Origin of the sequence: Tenacibaculum sp. 190524A02b, assembly GCF_964036645.1 — a bacterium.
In the GTDB taxonomy this organism is placed as follows: domain Bacteria; phylum Bacteroidota; class Bacteroidia; order Flavobacteriales; family Flavobacteriaceae; genus Polaribacter; species Polaribacter vairaonense.
In genome coordinates, this window is the sequence record NZ_OZ038525.1 from 2751334 (window position 1) to 2776260 (window position 24927).

The 24927-nt window shown below is 32.5% G+C and carries 17 protein-coding genes and 1 tRNA gene; 10 read left to right on the forward strand and 8 right to left on the reverse strand.

Annotated features, from left to right (window positions below; genetic code table 11):
* Positions 1-18: 18 nt before the first annotated feature.
* The 8 genes from ABNT65_RS11250 to ABNT65_RS11285 form a co-directional block, all read right to left on the reverse strand.
* Complete coding sequence (locus ABNT65_RS11250; RefSeq protein ID WP_348706910.1) at positions 19-897, reverse strand: BadF/BadG/BcrA/BcrD ATPase family protein; 879 nt, start codon at positions 895-897, stop codon at positions 19-21.
* A 10-nt stretch (positions 898-907) separates the two neighbouring features.
* Positions 908-1504: a LacI family DNA-binding transcriptional regulator gene (locus tag ABNT65_RS11255; protein ID WP_348706911.1), complete on the reverse strand. Its 597-nt coding sequence runs from the start codon at positions 1502-1504 to the stop codon at positions 908-910.
* A gap of 79 nt (positions 1505-1583) precedes the next feature.
* The gene (locus ABNT65_RS11260; protein ID WP_348745866.1) at positions 1584-3641 is read right to left on the reverse strand and encodes a beta-N-acetylhexosaminidase; all 2058 of its coding nucleotides are present in this window, start codon (positions 3639-3641) and stop codon (positions 1584-1586) included.
* A gap of 76 nt (positions 3642-3717) precedes the next feature.
* Complete coding sequence (gene nagB / locus ABNT65_RS11265; RefSeq protein ID WP_412766821.1) at positions 3718-5640, reverse strand: glucosamine-6-phosphate deaminase; 1923 nt, start codon at positions 5638-5640, stop codon at positions 3718-3720.
* Between the two features lie 163 nt (positions 5641-5803).
* Positions 5804-7387 (reverse strand): RagB/SusD family nutrient uptake outer membrane protein, encoded by a 1584-nt coding sequence (locus ABNT65_RS11270; RefSeq protein ID WP_348745867.1) that lies wholly within the window; start codon positions 7385-7387, stop codon positions 5804-5806.
* A 5-nt stretch (positions 7388-7392) separates the two neighbouring features.
* A complete protein-coding gene (locus tag ABNT65_RS11275; protein WP_348745868.1) occupies positions 7393-10455 on the reverse strand; it encodes a SusC/RagA family TonB-linked outer membrane protein in 3063 nt (1020 codons plus the stop codon).
* A 291-nt stretch (positions 10456-10746) separates the two neighbouring features.
* On the reverse strand, positions 10747-12303 hold the full coding sequence (locus ABNT65_RS11280; protein ID WP_348706915.1) for a SusD/RagB family nutrient-binding outer membrane lipoprotein: 1557 nt from the start codon (positions 12301-12303) through the stop codon (positions 10747-10749).
* Between the two features lie 11 nt (positions 12304-12314).
* Positions 12315-15377, reverse strand: a complete 3063-nt coding sequence (locus ABNT65_RS11285; protein WP_348745869.1) for a SusC/RagA family TonB-linked outer membrane protein — start codon at positions 15375-15377, stop codon at positions 12315-12317.
* 194 nt (positions 15378-15571) lie between these two features.
* On the opposite strand from ABNT65_RS11285, the gene ABNT65_RS11290 reads away from it, so the two are divergent.
* The 10 genes from ABNT65_RS11290 (at position 15572) to scpA (ending at position 24926) form a co-directional block, all read left to right on the forward strand.
* The gene (locus ABNT65_RS11290) at positions 15572-16615 is read left to right on the forward strand and encodes a histidine kinase (RefSeq protein WP_348745870.1); all 1044 of its coding nucleotides are present in this window, start codon (positions 15572-15574) and stop codon (positions 16613-16615) included.
* Positions 16616-16626: 11 nt separating this feature from the next.
* Positions 16627-17343: a LytTR family DNA-binding domain-containing protein gene (locus tag ABNT65_RS11295; protein ID WP_348706918.1), complete on the forward strand. Its 717-nt coding sequence runs from the start codon at positions 16627-16629 to the stop codon at positions 17341-17343.
* Positions 17344-17539: 196 nt separating this feature from the next.
* The gene (locus tag ABNT65_RS11300; protein WP_348745871.1) at positions 17540-18865 is read left to right on the forward strand and encodes a sugar MFS transporter; all 1326 of its coding nucleotides are present in this window, start codon (positions 17540-17542) and stop codon (positions 18863-18865) included.
* Positions 18866-18877: 12 nt separating this feature from the next.
* Complete coding sequence (locus tag ABNT65_RS11305; RefSeq protein ID WP_348745872.1) at positions 18878-19978, forward strand: acyltransferase family protein; 1101 nt, start codon at positions 18878-18880, stop codon at positions 19976-19978.
* 8 nt (positions 19979-19986) lie between these two features.
* Complete coding sequence (locus ABNT65_RS11310) at positions 19987-20328, forward strand: hypothetical protein (protein WP_348745873.1); 342 nt, start codon at positions 19987-19989, stop codon at positions 20326-20328.
* Positions 20329-20424: 96 nt separating this feature from the next.
* Positions 20425-20498: transfer RNA gene (locus ABNT65_RS11315), tRNA-Thr, on the forward strand.
* A 97-nt stretch (positions 20499-20595) separates the two neighbouring features.
* Positions 20596-21201 carry a uridine kinase gene (gene udk / locus ABNT65_RS11320; protein ID WP_348707112.1) on the forward strand — a complete coding sequence of 202 codons (606 nt, stop codon included), beginning with the start codon at positions 20596-20598 and terminating at the stop codon, positions 21199-21201.
* Between the two features lie 2 nt (positions 21202-21203).
* Positions 21204-21518, forward strand: coding sequence for a septum formation initiator family protein (locus ABNT65_RS11325; protein ID WP_348706922.1), 315 nt, complete (start codon positions 21204-21206; stop codon positions 21516-21518).
* On the forward strand, positions 21518-22867 hold the full coding sequence (locus ABNT65_RS11330) for a methylmalonyl-CoA mutase subunit beta (protein WP_348706923.1): 1350 nt from the start codon (positions 21518-21520) through the stop codon (positions 22865-22867). Before ABNT65_RS11325 ends, ABNT65_RS11330 begins: the two co-directional genes overlap by 1 nt.
* Complete coding sequence (gene scpA / locus ABNT65_RS11335; RefSeq protein WP_348706924.1) at positions 22860-24926, forward strand: methylmalonyl-CoA mutase; 2067 nt, start codon at positions 22860-22862, stop codon at positions 24924-24926. The genes ABNT65_RS11330 and scpA overlap by 8 nt, the downstream gene beginning before the upstream one ends.
* Position 24927: the final 1 nt, after the last annotated feature.

Genomic DNA, 24927 nt, shown 5'->3' on the forward strand with positions numbered 1-24927 from the left:
AAATAAAGTAGAATAAATTTACACTACTTTTTGTAGAACTACTTTTTGATTACTGATTGACTCTATAAAAGCATTAAGCGGTCTTCTTATAAAGTTTTCAGGCTGTTTTATACCTCTTTTCAATAATTCTTTTTCAATAATCTCTTGAGCGTGATAACCTACTGAACCAATAAAATACAATGGTACTTTTGTTAGTTCTTCTTTATACTGAAGTAATTGCTTATCTATAAATTCACTTACACATAAAGTTATTATTTCTTTGGCATATGGATGCTCTATATTTTCAAATAGAAAACGAGCAAACTTTGCAAGGTATTTATTAGGCATTTTTGAGCTATATAACTTCTTCAATACCTTTTCATCACTCATTTTAAAGCTTTTTTCTAATGAAAACCTTAAGTCATCTGGTAACTTTTTATAATAATAACTCTTTAACACTTCTTTTCCTAAATGATTGCCACTTCCCTCATCCATTAACATATACCCCATTGCTTTCACCCTTTGCTCAATCTTCTCTCCATTAAAAAAACAACAATTAGACCCTGTTCCTAAAATGCAAACTACAGACGGATCTTGAGAAGCAGCAAAAACAGCCAACATTAAATCTTCTTTTACAATAACTGTAGATACATTTTCAAAATTATTACGAAGTATTAATTCTATTTTTTCTTCACTCGCCGAGTTATTACAACCAGCACCAAAAAAATAAATGGTATGTATATATTGTTGGTATTTAAAAAGCTTTGAACAACTGTTGAAAATTTCAACTATATCTTTCTTTTTTAAAACGGAAGGATTTATTCCTTTGGTTCTTTCTCTTGTAATTATATTATTACTAGAATCATCCAGTAAAATCCAATCACATTTTGTAGAGCCACTATCTGCAATTAATATCATAATAAGTATTCTAAGAAACGTCTAATTGTAAATTATAATGTTTTATTTTATCTAATAAGTTATTTACTAAATCTTTCCCTAATTTTAATCCATTAGAATCTTTTACTAATTTCTTATTAGAATGCACTATACTATTTACCATTTTATTGATAACAATTATTGGCAAATGCTTTTCAGAAAGCCTAATAAGATATTTGTTGTCTTCAGCATGTCTTTGTGGAAACAATGAAGGTGATATAATTAAACCATCAATAATATCCTCTGACAACAATTTAGTATAAATCATTTCTTTTTCAGGGCTATTACAAGTTTGATACACCATTATTCTATGTTTTTTCATACTGGTTTCTTCTGTTATACCAACTAAAAGATTAGAAAAAAAGTCATTTTTTAAATCTGGAAGTATGACCCCTATAATATAGTTTTCTCTCTTTTTTAAATTTTTAGCAAAAAAATTAGGTCTATAGTTTAATGACTTTGCTATTTTAGATACCCTTTCTTTAGTTAAAGTGCTAATTTCGTGACTATCATTCAAAGCTTTAGAAACTGTTGATACTGATACTCCTGATTTTAATGCTATTTCTTTTAATGTTACGTTATAATTCATAGGGTTTAATATTAAAGAGTTACACCTTAGTTTGTAAATTATTAAAAGATTAAAAACAGTAATTAGCTATTTTTAAACCTTATGCTTTATTTTTTTTCTTGGTATGCATTTTTACCAAATTCTCCAAAGAGGATAAAATAACTAACTCTGTATCCACCATTGGTTGTTTCAAATACGCTATCAAACTTTTTATTTCCTTCTCCTTTTTACTTGTCATTTTAGCCCCATCTAAAATATCTAGGCAAATTCTAGATAACTTAGATAATCCTTCGTAATGCTTGTTCAATTCTTTTAGATTAGGGTTTGATGGTAGCTTTAAAAAGTCAACATACCCTTGTTTCCATTTTTCAAAATAAACAATCAATTGCTTCTTAACACCCTCATTAGGTTTAACCAAATACTCTCCTACTAATTCATTAAATCCATAGGCATCAATTGCATCAGCAGAACATGCATCCGCAAAAAGCGTAAAAGGTGAATAAGATTTGTATTCAGTACCTCCTTTATTTCGTTCATACATTTTTAAAGGTTCAAAAATATCTGTTAAAATATTTAAAGAACCAATATCATTATGCCTAGCGATATTTCTTAGAATAACATTTTTGTTTCTTATATGAGTTATTCCAAGTTCTTCTAGTTGAGCATTAACATACCTCAAACGTCTTCTCATACTTTTTAAATCTCTAACTTCTTTTTCTGACCAAAATCTTTCTGCTATAGCAGCTGTTCTTGGCCAAATACGAGAGTCTATAGTTAAGGGAGTAACTAGTTCACTCCACATTGTTACTTCACCTCCTAACATTCTATCATTCTCTTCTTTTGTAAGCTTTTCCTCACCAGCTGGATCAGAAAGGTAATGATGGTCTACTGACTTCATTCTATCAATATAGTACCCTTTGGATAATACTGCATTATAACCTTTTTTAACAGCCTCATACATAGTCCCTTTTTCAATTCCTTCATGTTTCCCTCTCCAAGAATGAATAACTGCTGTTTTAGGCATATGATCCGTCATTATTTCATCCCACCCCATTAATTTTTTTCCGTATTTTTTTAAAATCTTTTCTAACCTAACATTAAAATATGTTTGCAAATCATGATTACTAGTTAACCCTTCTTTCTTCTTAAACTTTTGTATCTCATGATTTTCATCCCAATGTTTCCCTTCATTTTCATCACCTCCTATATGGAAATAACTATCAGGGAACAATGGTGTTAATTCTGCAAATAAATTATCTAAAAAAGTATATACTTCATCATTAATGGGATTCAGTGTAGGATGAAAAACTCCTGCAAATCTTTCTATTTTATAATCATAATTATCTTTACTACCAAACTCAGGATATGCTGTGAGAATAGCTGTTGCATGACCAGGAACATCTATTTCTGGCACTACTCTTATTCCTAAGTCATGTGCATAACTTACAACTTCTTTTATTTCATTATGAGTATAATATTGATTATCCGATGCCACTTGATGTAATTTAGGGTACTTTTTAGACTCTACTCTAAACCCTTGATCATCTGAAAGATGCCAATGAAACACATTCATCTTTACCGAAGCCATAGCATCTAAGTTTCTTTTAATCACACTTAATGGTTGGTAATGTCTTGCTACATCAATCATTAATCCTCTCCATCCGAAACGTGGTTCATCCTTAATAAACGCTCCTTTAAAATAAAAACTATCAACATTACTATCCACTAATTGTAATAATGTTTCTAATCCACGTATCACTCCTAAGTCAGTTTTTGCAATTACCTCAACTTGTTTTTTCCCCACTTTTAATTTGTAAGATTCATCCATTACCAAACTTAAATCTCCAACATTATCAAAAGTTACCTTAACAGTAGCATTAGAGCTATTTATTAAAGGAAAACCTTTCTCTACAAAAACCCCTGTTCTATTTACCAGCCTTCTAATAAACTTAGTTGCTACATTATAAACTCTGGGCTCTTTTTTATTTAAAGAAATTGTGAAATTTTCATCTATTCTAACCTCATTACTATCAGCCTTAAACTCTTTAGGCCATGGCATCAAATTATATAAGTTAGATGAAGTATGTTGCCCATAAAATTTTAATCCAAAAAGCACAAAGCTTACTAACAGCAAACTGTTTATTATTTTTTTTAACATATCAAATATTTAAAAGCTTAACAAAGCTTTATTTTTTAAAATCCCCTTAATTTTTGCTATTCCATCATCTACTTAATCAAAAGTGATAACGTTTAAAAGCTTCTATAGCTGCATATTCAGCCATTCCTAATTTTCGATATTTTTCAGCGGTCAACCTATTCCTATCCTCAGCTCTAACCCAAAATTCTCTAGTATCATCCCCTTGAAACATCACTTTATCTTTTTGTGATTGGTGATAGAAAATAGCATGTCTCTTTTTTACCACTTGATCTGGACTCATAGGCACAGCCATTTCTATTTCATAAGGTTGCCATTCAAACCAAGCTCCTCTATACAACCAAACCCAACAATCATTCATATAACTTTCTTTTTTCAACACCTCTAAAGACTCAAAAAGAGCATCTAAACACACTTTATGGGTCCCATGAGGATCTGCCAAGTCTCCAGCAGCATAAATTTGATGCGGTTTTATTTCTGCGATTAAATCACACATAATTTTTATATCTGCATCTGATAAGTTATCCTTTTTTACTTTACCTGTCTCATAGAATGGTAAATTTAAAAAGTGTACATTCTTATCTGGAACTCCTAAATATCTTGTTGCTCCAAATGACTCCGCCTTCCTTATTTCCCCTTTTAACTTTCTAACATCTAATGCATCTATTTCATTTGCCCCTTTCTTCAATATAGAAGAAATAACACTATCTATTTTTTCTGAATTAGGACTTAAGAATTTAGACACCTCAGCAAATCGCATAGCATCATCATCAGACACTGCTATATTCCCAGATGTTTGATATGCTATATGAACTTCATGGCCTTGTTCAACTAATCTATCAAAAGTACCTCCCATAGAAATTACATCATCATCTGGATGCGGACTAAAAATGATAACTCTTTTTTTAGCTGGCTCACTTCTTTCTGGTCTTTTTGAGTCATCTGCATTAGGTTTTCCTCCTGGCCAACCTGTTATGGTTCTTTGTAATGAGTTAAACATTTTAATATTTAACTCGTAAGCACTTCCTTCCTCAACCAACAAACTTGCCATTCCGTACTCATTATAATCCTTATCAGTTAACATTAAGATTGGCTTCCCAACCCTATCACTTAACCAAAAAATTGCTTTTTTCTTTAATTCTTCTGTCCATACACTAGAAGTTACCAACCAAGGAGTTTTTATTCTTGTTAACTCAGAGGAAGCTTCCTCATCTAAAACAAATGTTGTATTCCCATGTTCTTGAAGATAAGTAGCTGGAACTTGTGCACTAATCTCTCCTTCTATAGTTTTTTGAATTACTCCTGCTTTTCCTTCACCCCAAGCTAACAACACTACTCTCTTAGCTTTTTTAATTGTACTAATTCCCATTGTGATAGCTTTTTTAGGAACGTTATCCAATCCTAAAAAGCTAGAAGAAGCATCAGCTCTTGTAATATGATCTAAAGTAATACTCCTTGTGCTAGAATTATAATGAGACCCAGGTTCATTAAAACCTATATGACCAGTTCTTCCAATACCTAAAAGCTGGAAATCTAACCCTCCTGCTTCTTTAATTTTCAACTCATAATCAACACAGTATTGATAAACCTCCTCAGGATTTATTGTTCCATCTGGAATATGAACGTTTTCAGGAAGCACATCAATATGATTAAATAAATGTTCATGCATAAAATGATAATAACTTTGAATATCATCTGGCTGCATTGGCCAGTATTCATCTAAATTAAATGTTATAACATTTGCAAAACTTAAACCTTCCTCTTTATGTAATCTCACCAATTCTTCGTACACTTTGATTGGAGAAGACCCTGTTGCCAACCCTAAAACACATTGTTGATTAACCTCTGCTTTTTGCCTAATAAGTTCTGCTATCTCTGAAGCTACTATTTTTGATGCTTCCAGAGAATTCTTAAACACCACATTATGAATTTTCTCAAAACGAGTTTCTTCAAATTGCCCTGCTGGCTGATATCCTATTTCTTTAGAGCTATACATTATCATATTAAAATTATATTATGAAACTTACTTTAGTAAAAGTATACCACAAGCTTAGTCTTCGCGATTTTTTTCGACAAAGCGTTGTAAAACATCTATTAAAAACAAGCGAGAACAGACTCTCCATTCTCGCTTGCATATAAACAAAGTTTAATAGTAAAGACTCTTTTTAAAAATTACTTCCTCCGGTATCCCACCATAATCTAGTACCTCCAGTATCTGGCCCATTTAAATAACCAACAGCTATTTGAACATTACTTGCATTAGAATCAAGTTCTGCTTGAATAAACGGCAATCTTCTTATTTGTATGTTAGTATCAATCTCTCCTCCACTGTTATTCACCACTACTGGATATACTCTTGGATATCCTGTTCTTCTAAACTCACTCCAAGCTTCTTGACCATTAGGAAACATAGCAATCCATTTTTGTGTAATAATTTGTTCTAATTTTTCTTCGTTTGTTCCTGCATCATTAAAAGCTATTTTTACATCACTTGGATATGTAATATTATTTACTGGGTTTAAAGCATCAACAAAGTCATTAGGAGTATTTGTAGCGTCCATTAAATAAGTACTTAATCCTGAGATTTTATGTTGAACAAAAGAAGCTGTAATACCTGCTTCATAATTTTGCTTAACATCTCCTGCTCCAGACCAACCTCTCAAAGCCGCTTCAGCCTTTAAGAAATAAGTCTCCGAGGCTGTCATCCAAACAATTTCTTCTTTTGAAATTATTTCACCTATTGGTGAATGCCCAACGTATTGCGATTTTGCAGATATTTCAACTCCCATTCTTATTCCTTTATACGCTCCACCTAAAGAAGCATCAGTTGACTTTTGAAAATAAATTCCAATCCTTGGATCATTATAACCTTTTAAAATTGATTCCATTTCCGCACTCATTCTAATATCCCCCCAAGAATTACTGATAGTAAATATTGGGTGTGTAAATCCATCAGTGTGTATAACCATATCTTCCACGTCAAGCAATCCAGCATCACTTGCTAAAGATTTCTCACCTTCTATTTTAGCTAAAACTGGATCTATTTTAGAAATTCTTATTGCTAATCTTAACCTAAGTGAATTAGCAAATTTTCTCCATTTACCTAAATTCCCTTCAAAACCAGACATATCAAAAGGCTTAAACTTATCGTTGTTAGCATCAGCAAAAGACTTCAGTCCATCTATCGCTCCTCCTAATTCACTAAAAAAGGCTTTATAAACTGTTTCTTGGTTATCATATTGACCTGTTGTAGCTACGTCATTAAATTTTGTATACCTTATTGGCCCAAAAACATCAGAAACCCTATGCATAGCTGCTACTTTCACAATATCTGCTAAATAAGAAAATTGCATCCCTCCACCATCAAGTTCTGCTACTGCATCTTTTATATTTTTAATATTTGGCATTACAGTACCTGCATTATACGCATCAAACCAAACAAAACTATTCCATCCCTGAATTAAGTTATAAGTCATATTATTAACATTTCCAGCAAACGGTGTCGGAGGTGTCATATAACCTGAATACACATCTCCATTTAGCCCTTGCTGTAACTGATAATTCCATGCTGGTGTCACATTAATCACATTTAGAAACATAGGTGTAAACCTACCTCCAATGTGAAAAAACCTTTGTGTCAATCCTTTCTCTGTTTGACCATTTGGATTTGTATTTATACTTTCAAAATCACCCGTACAACTGGTTATTACGACCAAAGAAGTGATTAACATGTACATTACTTTTTTCATTGTTCTTAAAAATTTAAGTTAATATTAAGCCCTACACTTCTTGTTGATGGCTGCCCATAAATATCAACCCCTTGCAATCCCAACCCAGTACTAGCGGTAATATTAGGATCAAAAGGAGCTTCTTTGTGAATAAAGAATAAATTATTACCAATTAAAGAAATTCTCATTTTTTTAATAAAGTTATCTTTAAAATCAAAGTTATACCCTAAACTAACTTCTGCCAATCTAATATTTGTTGCATCGTAAACATACTCTCCTAAAATACCTGCTCTTCCACCAACTTGTCCAAAATAATCCTTTGCATCTAATTGGGCACTAGCTCCATTTTTATCTACTACATTTATCATTCCTCCATTAGCATTTCTAGCGTCTGCTGTAGCCTGAGAAACCCCATACTGATCATTTACCGCTTCAGTAACACTTAACACCTCTCCTCCAAACTTACTATCTATTAAAAAATTAAAAGAAATATTACCTAGTGTAAAACTATTATTCCAACCTAGTGTAAAATCTGGCTGAGCACTCCCTACAGTCTCAAAATCGGTTTTTTGTAATGCGCCATCCACAGTCATTGGTACTCCGTTGCTATTTCTTAATAATTTTCTTGCTTGAATACTACCAAATTCCTCTCCTTCTACTAAAGCAAAACGATAACCATTAACCCCTGGAGGTGTTAATATCGCTTCCCCTCCAAGTTCAGGATGCACAGACACCACTTCACTGTTATTAGTTGCCAAGTTTACATTGGTTTCCCAAGTAAAATTATCATTAACGATTGGCTTACCTGTTAAGGTTAACTCTATACCACTATTTTTAATTTCACCCGCATTTACTATATTTTGAACATAACCTTTTGTATTTGGCTCAGCTTGCACATAAAATATCTGGTCTGTTGTCTTTGTATTATAATAGGTAAAATCTAAACCTAATCTATTTCCAAAAAATCGCCATTCTGTACCCACTTCAAATGATTTTTGCCTTTGAGGCTTAAGTACATCACCAACCCTTGGTCCAATCTGCGGATCCGTATAATTAGAAACTCCTAGTCTTATTTCTGCTAAAGGATTTGTAGCATAGACAGGTATATCTGTACCTACCTCAGCATATGAACCTCTTACTTTTGCGAAACTAATTGCATCAGGCATCTCGATCATTTCACTTAAAACTCCAGTTAAACCTACAGATGGATAACTAAATGGCTTAGTTAAAGTAGAAGACCAATCTGTTCTAGTTGTAACATCTAAAAATAACATTTCTTTAAACCCTAAATTTAACGACCCAAAAACAGACTGTAACTCTCTATTTGAAACATTTTGAGCTATATTTTTAGTTGATGCAAAATTCTGAATTGAAAACCAGTTTGGGTGTGTAAGATTAAACAAACCCGAGTCTAAAGAAATCTGATCTCCTAACCTATACTTTGTTAAACTAGTTCCTACTAATATGTTTGCAGTAAAATCATCTGAAATATCTAATTTATAATTTCCTATTAAATCTATATACTGCTGCGTATTTTCAGTTTTTTCTAATATATATCGACCATGATTAGGAACTAGATTAGGATCACTTCCTGCGTACATTTTTTTCTCATAAGTAAAAAACGATTTATCAAAACTACCTCTTGACTGTAATGAAAAGTTATCTGTAAATTGGTATTTTAAACTTAAACCCGCTAAAACTTTTTGAGCAATATCCCCACTTGGATTTCTATGAATTAACCAATATGGATTCTGTTGTATATTCTCATCAAATGAAGTCGCATATTGATCCATCATATTATTCTCTACATTGAAATATTCATACCTTTTATAATTATCAAGGTTAATTCCTACGGGATTCAAATACAACCCCGTAAGTACATTAGCATACAATCCATTCCCTGGTCTATTGTTTATTCTTTGATCTGATAAATTAACATTAGCTGTAACACTTAATTTATCATCAAAAAACTTCATGGTTTCTTTCACATTTACATTATTACGGATCATTCTATTTTCAGGAATTACCCCTTCTGCAATAGTGTTTGCATATGAAAAGAAAGTCTGCGCTTTCTCTGTACCTACTGACAAGGTAATTGCTTGAACTGAAGTATAACCTGTATTAAAAAAGTTTTCTGCATAATCATTACGCAAACCACTTGCTTTTGTTCCCCATGACTTTGGATCAGTTACATTTCCATTCTCTGCTATTGGCTGCCCCACAGATGGCGACTGATATTCTGACTGTAGTTTTGGCAACGACAATACATTATCTATAGTCAAACTAGAGCTAAAATTAACAGACAATCTTCCTTTTTTCCCGCTCTTTGTGGTAATCAAAACCACTCCATTTCCTCCTTGGCTTCCATAAAGAGCTGCAGCAGAAGCTCCTCTTAAGACAGAGATACTCTCAATATCATCAGGGTTAATCATTGACATTGCGTCACCTCCATCTCTATTCCCAGTTTGACCTCCAAAAATATCTGTACCTGGCTCAGAACCATTTGAACCATTTCCTTGATTTAGCATTGGAACTCCATCAATAACATATAAAGGATCATTATTTGTAGTTGATGAATTACCTCTTAATACCACCTTGGCAGCACCTCCCAGCCCTGAAGAACTTCTATTAATAGTTATACCTGCAGATTTACCTGACAAACTATTAATTGGATTTGTTTGTTTAACTTTAGTTAACTCATCTCCTCCTACTTCTTGAGCTGCATAAGTCAATGCTTTTTTCTCCTTTTTTATACCTAATGCAGTCACCACAACCTCTTTAAGTAAATTACCTTCTTCTAAAGCTATGTTTAAAGTTGTTTGATTAAGTATTATTACTGATTTAGGGCTCATACCTACGTACGTAAAAGTCAACGTATCCCCCGTATTTACTTTAATTTCATAATTTCCATCAAAATCAGTTTCTACCCCCTTTGTTGTTCCTTGAATAAGAACACTTACCCCAGGTAGCGGCTCTCCATCCGCTTTAGATGTTACTACTCCTGTTATTGTTTTCTCTTGAGCTATTGTTACTTGAATCAGTAAAAAAGAAAAACAAAATAACAGTAGTGAAATTTTATTTTTTTTCATGAATAAGTTAATTAATTATTTGCTTAAAGTTATATAGCTATAAAAATGTTTAAAAAAAATACATCCAAACAACACTAATAAAACAACAAACAACAACATTTTATACACTAACAGCTTATTTTCAATTTTTTAACAAAAAACATTCTTAAAACATAATTTCAACACTTTTTAAACTATACCTCTCCCTTACGAAACATGCATAAAAATAAAAAAATCGGAAGTAGATAATACTACTTCCGATTTTCAATGATTATTAACTATACTTTCTATATAAATAGTAAACCTACCACCTTAATTAACATCCCACCATAATGATGTAGAATAAGCATCTGGCCCCTGAACACTAACTGCATATTGAACTGCATTTGGATTTTGTGATTTAGTTGCCTGAGAGTAATTAAGACGTTTTCCCATTTTATTATTAACCCCACCTGTTGTATCTGCCCAATCATTGGTGCTTGTAAACGTTTTATCTGGAAAAACATTTAAATCGAATCTTCTCATTACTGACCAAGCCTCATATCCATTTGTATAAGCAGCATACCATCTATTTAACCCTATTTGCTGCATTGCTGTAGCTGGAGTTGCAGACAATTGAGCTGATGTTTCATTTGTAATATAACTATCAACCAAAGCTACATCAGCATTCCAATCCTGACCATTAGCTCTTATAGCATTCTCAAAATGAGCCTGAGCTCCACCTAAATTAGTAGCATATTTAGCTTCTGCTTGTAATAATTCAGCTTCCGCATATGTCATAGTTATAAAAGGGAAGTTTTCATCATTCCAAATACGTTCATTCGGTTTAGAAAAACTCTCAAATGTTCTACTAGCAGCATAAGAAGCTTTAGCAGCCACCTTAGCTCCAGAATAATCATTCCATACACCAGCAGTTCCTCCATCTACAGGAGTTGCAAATCCGAATAACCTAGGATCATTATTTGATTTAAAAGACTCAACCAATGTTTCTGAAACGACCCATGAAGCTGCATTGCCACAGCACCCTTGAAATGTGTGCCAGATATCATAGTAACCATTAAATACAGGATCAGCATTTGAAGGATCTTGAGCTATCTGGAAATTATCTGCTGAACTTGCTATAAATGGATTTTGCAAAGCTTCTGTTATAATTGCTTGATTACCTCCGTTAGCATCTTTACTTCTTAATGCCATTCTCAATAACAATGTATTAGCAGCTGCTAACCATTTTTGTGAATCTCCAGCATAAACCATATCTCCATCTGCAATACCATCAATAACTCCATTACATGATTTCAACGTATTAATAGCGCTTGATAAATCTTGCATAATCATCTTGTACACTTCTTGTTGGCTTTCAAATTTAGGGATACCTCCTAAACCTCCTTCTGTATATGGCACCGCTCCAAAAACATCAGTCATTCTTTGATAGAAAAATCCTTTGATAACTTTCACAACCGCATTACCACAAGTATCCTCTAACCTTCCTCCTGCTGAAGTTAACTTCAACAACTCAGCTAAAGGCGCTGATACTTCAGAAAAAGGCGTATCCCAAGCTGCATCATTCCATGCAGTATTATCATACCTGAATCCAGCTCCGTTTCCAAACCATGTTCCTGAGAAACTAAATGAAAACTGTTCCGCAAATCGAGTTCCAAAAATTAAATTACCTCTCCAAGTATTATAACGTGCTTCTACAAAAGCATGCCTCTGAACTTGGGTTAGTAAAGGAGATATATTATCCAACGTCTCTGATGAAACATTATTAGTATCTGTATTAATTTGTTCAAAATCTGTAGTACACGAATATACACAAAAGCATAGCGCTGTAATACCTACTATTTTCTTTATATATTTAATTACTTTCATTCTTTTTAGATTTAAAATTTAACTGATAAGTTTAAACCATAACTTCTTGTACCAGGTAATGACAAAAGCTCTATACCTTGTGCATTTCTAGTATTAAATCCTGAAACTTCAGGATCAAAGCTTTCCGTTTCTCTATGAAAAAAGAAAAGGTTTCGACCAATTAACTGAATAGAAGCACTTGAAATATTTAACTTACTAAGTAACGTTTTAGGTAAGTTATAACCAATCGCTAGCTCTTTTAACTTAATATAGTCTGCATCAAAAACATAATCTTCTATTATTCTTTCACCAGCAACCGTTTGATAATATTGTTGAGCAGGAACAGCTGTTGTATTTACAGCTCCAGAAGACTCTACAATACTATTTGGTACTACAATTCCATTTTCTCTTCCTTGCAAAGTTCTTGTACTATTACCGTTAACATCTAATATCATGTCTGTCCTAGACAATATTTGCCCACCTACTTTTGAAGAAACTAAAAAACGAAGAGAAAAGTCTTTATATCTAAAATCACTAGTAACTCCACCTAACCAATCAGGGTTAAAATTACCAAATGTTTGCTGTTCATCAGAAGCCAATGGCCTCCCATCATCTCCAACTAAAATTTGACCTTGGTCGTTTCTTTTGTATCCAAAACCAACAATATCTCCATATCTCCCATTATTAGTTGCTAAAATTCGGAAAGGAGTATTCCCTGTAATTGGAGCCAAAGGAATAACATCTGTACTTAAATCTTGTACTGTAGTTCTATTATGAGAATAATTAATCCCTAGATTCCAAGAAACATCCTCTTTCTTAATAATATCATAATTAATTCCCACTTCTATTCCTTTATTTATTAAAGTTCCTTCATTCAGTAAGAACTCTTCATATCCAGACTCAACAGGTGCTGGTAAACGAATTACCTGATCTTCTGTTTGTGTATCATAATAAGAAAAATCAACACCTAACCTATTTTTAATAAACTTACCTTCTAAACCAAACTCTAATGACTTTGTTGTTTGTGGCAATAAATTGGGGTTCGGCTTTACATTCGTTGTAGTTAAAACTCCATTATTTAAATACGTAGGTTCCGTTAAATATCTTGAATGAATAATATATGAACCTATATCTCCATCACTACCTACTTGCGCCCAAGAACCTCTCAATTTCAAATAATTTAAATCCTCAGATCCTATACCAAACATATCAGTAATAACAGCACTTAAAGATACCGATGGGTAGAAAAACGAATTGTTATTTGATGGCAAAACTGATGACCAATCATTTCTTGCTGTAATTTGCGCAAATAAATACCCTCTAAAATCAAGATCTAATGTTGAATATAACGAGTTTACCCTTCTTTCATAAACACCAGTTCCTTGGTCAGAAACATAACTTTCCGTATTTAACACATTATAAATCCCAGGAAGCCTTAACCCGTTTCCTTCACCTCCCTTTACAGTACCTTTGTAATCTAAGCGGTTACCACCACCAGTAACTGTAGCCGTTAAATCTTCATTTAGTTCTCTAGTATAAGTCACTAAAAAATCAATATTCGTTTCTTGATTTGTATAGGTATTATCAGAAACACGCCCTCCAGCTATGGTTGGATGGTTTTGAGGTGCCCATCCTAAAAAACTCTGAGTAGTATAATCACTACCCGCTCTTATAACTGCATTTAAATTATCATTAAATTGATAATTGGCTCTCACATACCCAAACACTCTATTTCTTACATCTTCAGTACCTACAGTATTCACCGAACTAAACGGATTGTTAAATGAACCTGAGCGAGGCACAACCGTAGGGTTAGCTTCCAATTCATTAATATTAACATTACGCGGCATTGAGTATAAAGCATTTACCACGTTATCTGGCCATACAGAAAGAGCCGGTCTATTATTTACTTTTTGATTAATATAATTTGCTTTTAAATCTACCGTTAACTTACCTATATCTAATTTTGAATACGCCGCAAAAGCATTTTTTTGCAATTCATTATTAGGTACAACACCATGAATATCACTTCTTGTATAGGAGATTCTTGAAGTCATTTTTTCACTTCCTCCATCAACATAAAATGAGTTAATCATTGTACTTCCACCTGAGAAGAAATCTTTAACATTATTTGGGTTCGCTTCATATCGCCCATTTTTATCTGTCCACAATAATTGATTAGAACCATCTAGTTTTGGTCCCCAGCTACCAAATGACCTTAAAGAACCATCCGTAGGGATTGCCCCTAAAGAACCTTGCCCATACGTATTTTGAAATTCTGGTAAAAAAGCTACCTCTTCAAAAGTTACTGAAGAATTGAACCCTATAGACATTTTCCCTTTTTTTCCTTTTTTGGTCGTTATCATAATTACACCATTAGAAGCTCTTGCTCCATACAAAGCTGCTGCGTTAGCTCCCTTAAGAACAGAAACACTTTCAATATCATCTGGATTTATATCTGCTACACCATTACCTATGGAGAACCCATTCCCCCATTCATCAACATTACCTGAATTCTCAGTATTATCAATCGGCACCCCATCAACAACATATAAAGCCTGATTACTACCTGTAATAGAGTTATTCCCTCTTATCACCATCCTATTAGCACTCCCCACACCTGCAGAAGCCTGGTTAATTTCAAGCCCCGCAACTCTACCTTGTAAAGAGTTCACAACATTAGGATCCTTTGCCATTTGCAAATCTTCTGCTTTTACATTACTTACAGCATATCCTAATGCTTTCTTTTCTTTCTTTATACCTAATGCAGTTACAACCACCTCATCAAGCAAACTATCTTCTTCTAAAGCAACATTTAATTGTGTTTGATTTTGTACAACGACTGCTTTTTGTTTCATACCTACATAATTAAACACTAAGGTTTTACCTGTAGCTACTTTAATTTGATAATTCCCATCAAAATCAGTCTCAACCCCTTTTGTCGTCCCCTGAACAACAACACTTACTCCTGGCAATGGCTCTCCATCCATCTTGGAGGTTACCACCCCAGTTATCGTTTTCTCTTGCGCCATTGTTACCTGAATAAGCAAGAAAGAAAAACAAAGTAATAGTAGTAAAATTTTATTTTTTTTCATGAATAAGTTAATTAATTGTTTGCTTAAAGTTATGCACTTACAAAACCCTAAAAAAAAAATTATATACCAACAACACAAAATAAACAATGAATAGCTTTTATTTATAGACCACCATCAATTAACATTTATTTAGCATTTGGAACAATTAAAAAAACGTTATAAATTACGAACCAAACAGTCCTTTTATTAGCATTTTGAGTAAAAAAAAATATTCCAATAGAACTATAAAAAAAGAATACCATATTATTTTTTGGGTAGGGTATTTTATTTTTAACGTTATTAGATGGGGAAGTTACTTTGACGATTATTGGTATTCATTTAAATCCAATTTAGTTGAGTTTCCTTTACATATGATACTAGCATACACTAACGTATACTATTTTATACCTAAATTTCTAATTCAAAAAAAGTACAAAAGATACATTTCCCTTCTTGTTATATCTTTGTGCATTCTATACATTATTAGAACAGGGCTTAATTATTTTTTAGTCACTAAAAACATATGGCCAGAAGCTGAAGGAATCCAAGAAGCTTTTACCTTTAATCATATTGTTGCCGTAACCTTAGGAGAACTTTATGTTTTAGCATTGGTTACAGCTATAAAGCTCACTGTTGACTGGACCAACCAAAGAATGCGAATTGACAATCTTAAAAAAGAGCATTTAAAAAGTGAGTTAAACTTCCTAAAAACTCAAATTCAACCTCATTTTTTCTTCAACACTCTAAACAACCTCTACTCTTTAGCTTTAGAAAAATCAAACAAAGCTCCTTCAGTTGTCTTAAAACTCTCTGACATCATGCAATATGTATTGTATGAAATAAAAGACACCAAAGTACCTCTTTTAAAAGAAATAGATTATATTCAAAACTATCTTGATCTTGAACTACTAAGATGTAATAAAGACTCTGAAATAGATGTTAATATTATAGGAGATATAAACAATGTAAAAATACCCCCACTTATTTTTTTATCTTATATTGAAAATTGTTTTAAACACGGTAATAAGGCTAGTACCGATTTTTATATTTACATTAGTTTCGAGAAAACCGAAAGCAATACTTTAATTTTCACCTTAAAGAATACTTTTGATTTTTTAGAAACACCAAAAACAAAAAGCGGAATTGGTAACGCCAACACCAAAAGACGATTAGATTTGATTTTTAAAGACAATTACCTATTAGATCTTAGTCACAACAACAATTTATATACTATAAAACTAGAAATCCCTATAAACTAAAACTGAACAACGTGAAGATAAACTGTGTTATAATAGACGATGAGCCTTTAGCAATTAATGTTATTAAAAAACACTTGGAAGAATTTCAAAATGTAACTATTGTAGATACATTTAACAACCCATTAGAAGCAATAGAAACTCTAGAAAAAGAAAAAGTAGACGTTTTATTCCTAGACATTAATATGCCTAAAATGAATGGATTAGAATTCCTTAAAAATATATCTATTAAACCATATGTTATTATTACAACAGCTTATAGGGAATTTGCTGCAGATAGTTATGAATTAGATGTATTGGACTACCTTGTAAAACCAATTCCTTTTCCTAGGTTTTTAAAATCTATTAACAAATTAACACAACAAATACATCTTAACCACAATATCAAGGAGGCTCCATTAGGAAATGAAGATTCATATATTTTTCTAAAAGTAGATAAAAAATTAGTAAAAGTTCTATACGACAACATACTATACATTGAAAGCTTAAAAGATTACATCAAAGTATCTACAACTACTGGTAATTATATTGTTCACAAATCATTAACTAGTATAACAGAAGAATTACCCAGTAATAACTTTTTACGAATACACAGGTCTTACACAATTGCTATTAACAAAGTAGCTTCCATTGAAGGCAACTCTATAGAGATTAACAGCAAAAGAATCCCAATTGGTCGCAAGTATATTAACAACACTAAACAAGTTATTTTAAAAAACACCAACGCCTAATTAAAGAAAATTAAATTGATCTTAGTTTTAGATTTGTTTAACCTTCTTTTTTTTTTGTTTAGCTAGAAATATATGTTACTAGTAGAAAATTGTTCTTTCTTTCACTTTTAAATATTTATATTGGGCTACAGCTTTATTTTTAGTTCAAGCTCACCTTACAAAATCTACTATCATTAAAAATTCTTAAAATAGAACTATGTCTCAAACAAACAAAACAACATCTGACAATACCATGATTGTCCCGATAATAATAATTGCTGGATTATTTTTCATTTTTGGGTTTGTCACTTGGATTAATGGAGCACTTATTCCTTTTATGAAAACCATAAATGAACTTACCGATGCACAATCATATTTAGTTGCATCAGCATCATATATATCATTTGTTGTCATGGCACTACCGTCATCATACGTTATAAATAAAATAGGTTATAAAAAAGGAATGTCACTAGGCCTTGTTATAATGGCTATCGGTGCTCTAATATTTATTCCCGCTGCAAACGCAAGAACCTACTGGATATTTTTACTAGGTATTTTTGTGCAAGGTATGGGAATGACTTTACTTCAAACAGCATCCAATCCATACATCACTATTTTAGGTCCTATAGAAAGTGCCGCTAAAAGAATTGCAATTATGGGTATTGCGAATAAAGTTGCTGGGGCACTAGGTTCTTTAATATTTGGAGCCCTATTATTATCAGGAATTGACCAAATAAAAGAGAAGCTAAGTACTGTTTCAGAAGCAGAAAAAGATCAACTCCTAAACTCTATGGCTGATAGTGTAATTACACCATATATTATAATGGCTTTAGTATTATTTATATTAGGTGTTTTAATTAGAAAAGCTCCACTACCACATGTAGAAGCAGAAGCCAATGAAGAAAACATTAACAGCAATAATTCAAAAACTAGTATTTTTCAATTTCCTCATTTATGGCTAGGTGTCGCTACTTTATTTGTATACGTTGGTGCAGAAGTAATTGCTGGAGACACTATTATAGCCTATGGAATATCTTTAGGAATCCCTGGCGCTGACGCTAAATTTTTCACAACATTCACTTTGGCTGCTATGGTATTAACATACGCTTTAGGTGTTATTCTAATACCAAAATATATCAGTCAAGCCTTAGCATTAAGAGTAAGTGCCATTTTAGGAATACTTTTTACTGCATGTATAATCTTTACTTCTGGTTTTACATCTGTTTTATTTGTTGCAGCTTTAGGAATTGCCAATGCATTAGTTTGGCCAGCTGTATGGCCTTTAACTCTTAAGGGGCTTGGGAAATTCACTAAAACAGCTTCCGCTTTATTAATTATGGCTATTGCCGGAGGCGCAATTATCCCTCCTTTATATGGTCAGTTTGTAGATAGTAAAAAAGCATCATTAATGACTCAAGGAATTAACGAAGCTTCAGCTTTGGCTGAAGCATCTACTTTCAGTTATTGGATTTTATTCCCTTGTTATATTTTAATTTTATACTATGCCATTGCTGGTCACAAACTAGGATTACGCGACAACTAACCCCGTAACAAAATGACCACCAACAATAGAATACAATCGGTTGATGCATTAAGAGGCATAACTATAATAGCCATGATTCTAGTAAATAATCCTGGAAGCTGGAATCATGTTTACTCTCCTCTGCTTCATGCTGAGTGGCATGGCTTAACACCTACCGATTTAATTTTTCCTTTTTTTCTTTTTATTGTTGGTATTTCTATTTCTTTGGCCTATAACAACAAGCCTCTCAATAAAAAAAACTTCAAAAAACTATTGATTAGAAGCTTAAAACTAATTGCTCTAGGATTGTTTATAAATATTTATACACCTGTTTTTCCTTTTACAGAAAATATCCAAACTTTTAGAATCCCAGGTGTTTTACAACGTATTGGTATCGTATTTTTCATCTCTTCTATTATTTTTTTTAAATTTAAGACTAAGATGATAATTCAATTAATAATTGCATTTTTAATTTCTTATTTTATTCTTTTAAAATTTATTCCATTACCTAATAATATAAATCCTTCATTAGAAAACAATTTGAACAACTGGGTAAATTATGTAGATTTTAAAGTACTTGGAAATCATTTATGGAAAAAAGCATTTGACCCTGAAGGCATTTTAAGCACCATCCCTGCAGTTACAACCTGTTTACTTGGAATACTAGCAGGCAAAATAATAAACAAAACAACTGAACATAAAAAAGAACACCTTTTACTCTCTTATGCTGTATATTTATTAGGCTCAGGTTATTTATGGAGTTTGTGGTTTCCAATAAATAAAAATATATGGTCTAGCAGTTTTGTACTAGTTACCGCAGGATGGGCAACCATAACATTAGCTTTATTCTATTATTTATACGATATTCAAACTAGAAACACCCCTAAAATACTCACATATGTAAGTAAAAATGCAATTATCATTTACTTCCTGTCTATGATAGTAGCTAAAACTTTTTATCTACTAAAAGTATCAAAAACCCAAAACTTACACACTTGGCTATTTGATAATTTATTTTACAATATTCTAAATAACCCAAAACTAGCTTCCTTAATATATGCCATAGTTGTTGTTATTTTCTATCTGTTTTTAGGACAGTATTTATTTAAAAAGAAAATTTTCTTTAAAGTTTAATTCATGCCATGATAATTGAAAAAAACATTATTCAAACTAATAAAACGTTAAGCAAGCTAACCTATAAAAATTCATACCATCAAATTAGCTTTTCCAATATTACAACTATCAATCATTTTGAAGTATTTAATAATTGGTTAAGTGGCGAATTCGATTTACACTTACAAGAACAAAAGCAAAATCACTTAACAATATACTTCCCAAACGGACATATATTAGTTACTATAGAAAAAGAAAATAGGATTATTATTACCGTAAAAAACAAAAACAGCAATCAATGTCTGCAGATGATGCAGAAAATAATTGACTTTTATAATTTCTACACTTGCACACACTCTATAAAACACTGATAAAAAGACACTAAAAAAACAAGATCAAAAAAAAACAAAAAAAAGTTTTTTCAGTTTCAAAAAACATTATATATTTGCCACGCTTTTAAGGCAAACGCCGATATAGCTCAGCTGGCTAGAGCAGCTGATTTGTAATCAGCAGGTCGTGGGTTCGAGTCCCTCTATCGGCTCAAAACAAAAAGTGCTAACAAATTTGTTAGCACTTTTTTTATGCACTATTTTTTCTAAATTTGTTAACCGAATTACCTTATTAATTACATGAAAAATATTTTTGTTATCGGTATTGCTGGAGGAACTGGAAGCGGAAAGACCACAGTAGTAAACCAAATCATCAACGAACTTCCACCTGATGAAGTCTGTGTTATCTCTCAGGATTCCTACTATAAAGAAACCGATAACCTCACTTATGAAGAAAGAACAAGAATAAACTTTGACCACCCAAGAGCTATTGATTTTGATCTTTTAGTTGAACACCTTAGAAAACTTAAAAGCAACGAAATAATAGAACAACCTATCTATTCTTTTGTCGCCCACAACCGTACTAAAGACACTATTAAAACACACCCTAGAAAAGTTATTATTGTTGAAGGAATACTTATTTTTAACAGTAAAGAATTACGAGATCTTTGTGACATAAAAGTTTTTGTACATGCCGATGCCGACGAAAGATTAATAAGAAGAGTAAGAAGAGACATCAAAGAAAGAGGAAGAGATGTTGAAGAAGTCTTAACAAGATACCAAGACACTTTAAAACCAATGCATCAGCAATTTATTGAACCCACCAAAAATTATGCTGACATCATTATACCTAACGACCGTAGAAATACAGTTGCTATTGATATTGTAAGAACTGTAATTAACGACCGCTTATAACCATGAAATTGCCCTCTTTAAAAAACAAATCTTTTAAAATAATTGGCAACATATATGTTGCTATATTAACAGTATTTGTTATATGGATGCTTTTTTTTGACGAAAATTCGTACCTTACTCACAGAGAATTTAACCATGATATTAAAGAACTTGAAACATGGATTGAATTCCACAAACAAAAAATAGCTAAAGACAAAGAAACTATAGAAAAATTAAAGGACTCTTTAGAATTAGAAAGGTACGCCAGAGAAAAATATCTAATGAAAAAAGAGAATGAAGATATTTACATTATTGAATTTGACACTATAAAAAAATAATGAGCGATTATTTGTTTCAAGAATTTCAAGAAATAACACCTCAAGCTTGGAAAAACAAAATTCAAGTTGACTTAAAAGGTGCCGACTACAATGACACACTACTATGGAAAACAAATGAAGGTATAACAATAAAACCTTTTTACACTAAAGAAGATAGAACTCACCAGCAAATAAACCTTCCTAAAAAAGGATTCAATATTTGCCAAACAATATTAGTAGAAAGTGAAGAGGAAGCAAACTCAATTGCTTTAAATTCTCTAAAAAGAGGTGCCAGCTGTATTGAATTTGTAATAAACCAAACCATCAACTACAAAATTCTTTTAAAAAACATTGACATTAAAAACACCTTTTTATTTTTTAAAATCAATTTTTTATCAGCAGAATATATTACAGAATTAGCAACCTATACTAATTCGAAAAACACTTATTTCAATATTGATATTATTGGAAATTTAGCTCGTACAGGTAACTGGTATAAAAACATAAAATCTGACCACGATACATTAACTAAAATAACCAAGAACACAAACAACACCATAGCTGTTAATGCCTCAATCTATCAAAATGCAGGAGCAAACATAATTCAACAATTAGCCTATGCGTTAGCACACGCTAATGAATATCTTAATTATTTTGGAGGTAACATTTCCAATAAAATACATTTTAACTTTAGTCAAGGCAGCAATTATTTTTTTGAAATTGCTAAACTCAGAGCCTATAGAGTATTATGGTCTTCTTTATTAAAAGAGTATGGAATTAGCAATAAAACCACACACATCTTTACACAACCTACTTTACGCAATAAAACATTGTATGACTACAATGTTAATATGTTACGTACCACATCTGAAAGCATGAGTGCAATATTAGGAGGCGCTGATACCATAGCTAATGTAGCATATGATAAAATTTTCCATAAAACTAATGAATTTGGAGAACGTATATCAAGAAATCAGCTTTTAATACTTCAACAAGAAAGTGAACTTTCAGAAGCACAAAATATCGCTAATGGAGCTTATTACATAGAATCCCTAACACAACAATTAGCTCAACAAGCACTTGAAGTATTTAAACAAATTGAAAAAGGAGGAGGATTCCTTAAACAACTAAAAGAAGGAACTATCCAGAGAAAAATAAAAGAATCCGCAGAAAAAGAACAAACGCAATTTAACAACGGGACATTAGTGTTACTAGGTAGTAATAAAATTCAAAACGAAAACGACAAAATGAAAAACGAATTACAAGTTAATTCATTCATGAATATTCGTAATGAAAAAACCTTAATACAACCAATCATTCAAAAAAGATTAGCTGAAAAGCTTGAACAAGAACGTTTAAAAAATGAATAGAAAAGACATCTCAAACATAAGCTTAGTTCAAGAAAAACAATCTAAACCCGCAACTTTTCAACATGAAAATTTTGCTGCCGGTATAGCTCCAAACTTAAGAGGCCCTTATTCTACCATGTACGTTAGGAGACCTTGGACTATAAGACAATATGCTGGTTTTTCTACTGCAGAAGAAAGCAATGCTTTTTATCGAAGAAATTTAGCAGCAGGCCAAAAAGGACTTTCTGTAGCTTTTGACCTAGCCACCCACAGAGGTTATGACTCCGACCATGAAAGAGTTCAAGGTGATGTTGGAAAAGCAGGTGTTGCCATTGATTCTGTAGAAGACATGAAAGTCTTATTTAACCAAATTCCTCTTGATAGAATGTCTGTTTCTATGACCATGAATGGTGCTGTATTACCTATACTCGCTTTTTATATTGTAGCAGCTGAAGAACAAGGTGTAGCTCCTGAGCTATTATCAGGAACTATTCAAAATGATATTTTAAAGGAATTTATGGTTCGTAACACCTACATATACCCTCCTACTCCTTCAATGAAAATAATTGCTGATATTTTTAAATACACTAGCAAAAACATGCCTAAATTTAATTCAATTTCTATTTCCGGTTACCACATGCAAGAAGCTGGAGCTACCCCTGAAATTGAATTAGCTTATACGCTTGCTGATGGTCTTGAATATATACGAAAAGGAATTGAAGCTGGAATGGATATCGATACATTTGCACCACGTTTATCTTTTTTCTGGGCTATAGGTATGAATCATTTTATGGAAATTGCCAAAATGAGAGCAGGAAGAATGTTATGGGCAAAAATTGTAAAGCAATTTAACCCACAAAACCCAAAATCTCTTGCCTTACGTACACATTGCCAAACAAGCGGATGGAGTTTAACAGAACAAGACCCCTTTAATAATGTAGCTAGAACTACTATTGAAGCCATGGCTGCTGCTTTCGGAGGCACCCAAAGTTTACACACAAACGCTTTAGATGAGGCTATTGCCTTACCCACAGATTTTTCTGCCAGAATAGCCCGTAATACTCAAATATACCTACAACAAGAAACACACATTACTAAAACTGTTGACCCATGGGCAGGAAGTTATCACGTTGAAAAACTAACCGAAGAAATTGCCAATAAAGCATGGAAACTAATTCAAGAAGTTGAAGAATTAGGAGGAATGACAAAAGCCATTGAAAAAGGAATTCCTAAAATGCGTATTGAAGAAGCCGCAGCAAAAAAACAAGCAAAAATAGACAGTGGTCAAGATGTTATTGTAGGCGTAAATAAATATCAATTAGAAAAAGAAGATCCGCTTCATATTTTAGAAGTAGACAACGAAGCTGTTAGACAATCTCAAATAGAACGTCTTAACAACCTAAGAAACAAAAGAAATAAACAAGCAGTTGATGATTCTCTAAACAAACTAACTGAATGTGCCAAAACAGGTAACGGAAACCTATTAGACCTAGCCGTTAACGCCGCAAGAGATAGAGCCTCTTTAGGCGAAATTTCCGACGCTTTAGAAACTGTTTTTGGCCGTCATAAAGCAGTACATAAAACCATATCTGGCGTGTATAGTAAAGAAATAAAAGATGATGCTTTATTTAAAAAAGCAACCGAATTAGCTGATAAATTTGCAGAACTTGAAGGACGTAGACCAAGGATTATGATTGCCAAGCTAGGTCAAGACGGACATGACAGAGGTGCTAAAGTAGTAGCTACTGGTTATGCCGACTTAGGTTTTGATGTAGATATTGGCCCGTTATTTCAAACCCCTCAAGAAGCTACTAAACAAGCCGTAGAAAACGATGTTCACATTTTAGGAATATCTTCATTGGCTGCTGGTCACAAAACATTAGTTCCGCAAGTAATTGCTGAATTACAAAAATATGACAGAGAAGACATCATGGTAATTGTTGGTGGTGTAATCCCAGCACAAGATTATCAGTTTTTATTTGAATCTGGAGCCGTAGGCGTATTTGGCCCTGGTACCAAAATAGCACAAGCTGCTATTGACATGTTAACCATATTAATTGAAAGCACTGAAGAAGAATAAA

What these genes read in the sequence shown, in the direction of transcription:
- ABNT65_RS11300 (WP_348745871.1), top strand. Translation starts at nt 17,540, where the DNA reads ATGTCTCAAACAAACAAAACAACATCTGACAATACCATGATTGTCCCG.
- ABNT65_RS11255 (WP_348706911.1), bottom strand. Translation starts at nt 1,504, where the DNA reads ATGAATTATAACGTAACATTAAAAGAAATAGCATTAAAATCAGGAGTA.
- ABNT65_RS11305 (WP_348745872.1), top strand. Translation starts at nt 18,878, where the DNA reads ATGACCACCAACAATAGAATACAATCGGTTGATGCATTAAGAGGCATA.
- ABNT65_RS11270 (WP_348745867.1), bottom strand. Translation starts at nt 7,387, where the DNA reads ATGAAAAAAGTAATGTACATGTTAATCACTTCTTTGGTCGTAATAACC.
- nagB (WP_412766821.1), bottom strand. Translation starts at nt 5,640, where the DNA reads ATGATAATGTATAGCTCTAAAGAAATAGGATATCAGCCAGCAGGGCAA.
- ABNT65_RS11310 (WP_348745873.1), top strand. Translation starts at nt 19,987, where the DNA reads ATGATAATTGAAAAAAACATTATTCAAACTAATAAAACGTTAAGCAAG.
- ABNT65_RS11285 (WP_348745869.1), bottom strand. Translation starts at nt 15,377, where the DNA reads ATGAAAAAAAATAAAATTTTACTACTATTACTTTGTTTTTCTTTCTTG.
- ABNT65_RS11330 (WP_348706923.1), top strand. Translation starts at nt 21,518, where the DNA reads ATGAGCGATTATTTGTTTCAAGAATTTCAAGAAATAACACCTCAAGCT.
- ABNT65_RS11260 (WP_348745866.1), bottom strand. Translation starts at nt 3,641, where the DNA reads ATGTTAAAAAAAATAATAAACAGTTTGCTGTTAGTAAGCTTTGTGCTT.
- scpA (WP_348706924.1), top strand. Translation starts at nt 22,860, where the DNA reads ATGAATAGAAAAGACATCTCAAACATAAGCTTAGTTCAAGAAAAACAA.
- ABNT65_RS11250 (WP_348706910.1), bottom strand. Translation starts at nt 897, where the DNA reads ATGATATTAATTGCAGATAGTGGCTCTACAAAATGTGATTGGATTTTA.
- ABNT65_RS11280 (WP_348706915.1), bottom strand. Translation starts at nt 12,303, where the DNA reads ATGAAAGTAATTAAATATATAAAGAAAATAGTAGGTATTACAGCGCTA.
- ABNT65_RS11325 (WP_348706922.1), top strand. Translation starts at nt 21,204, where the DNA reads ATGAAATTGCCCTCTTTAAAAAACAAATCTTTTAAAATAATTGGCAAC.
- ABNT65_RS11275 (WP_348745868.1), bottom strand. Translation starts at nt 10,455, where the DNA reads ATGAAAAAAAATAAAATTTCACTACTGTTATTTTGTTTTTCTTTTTTA.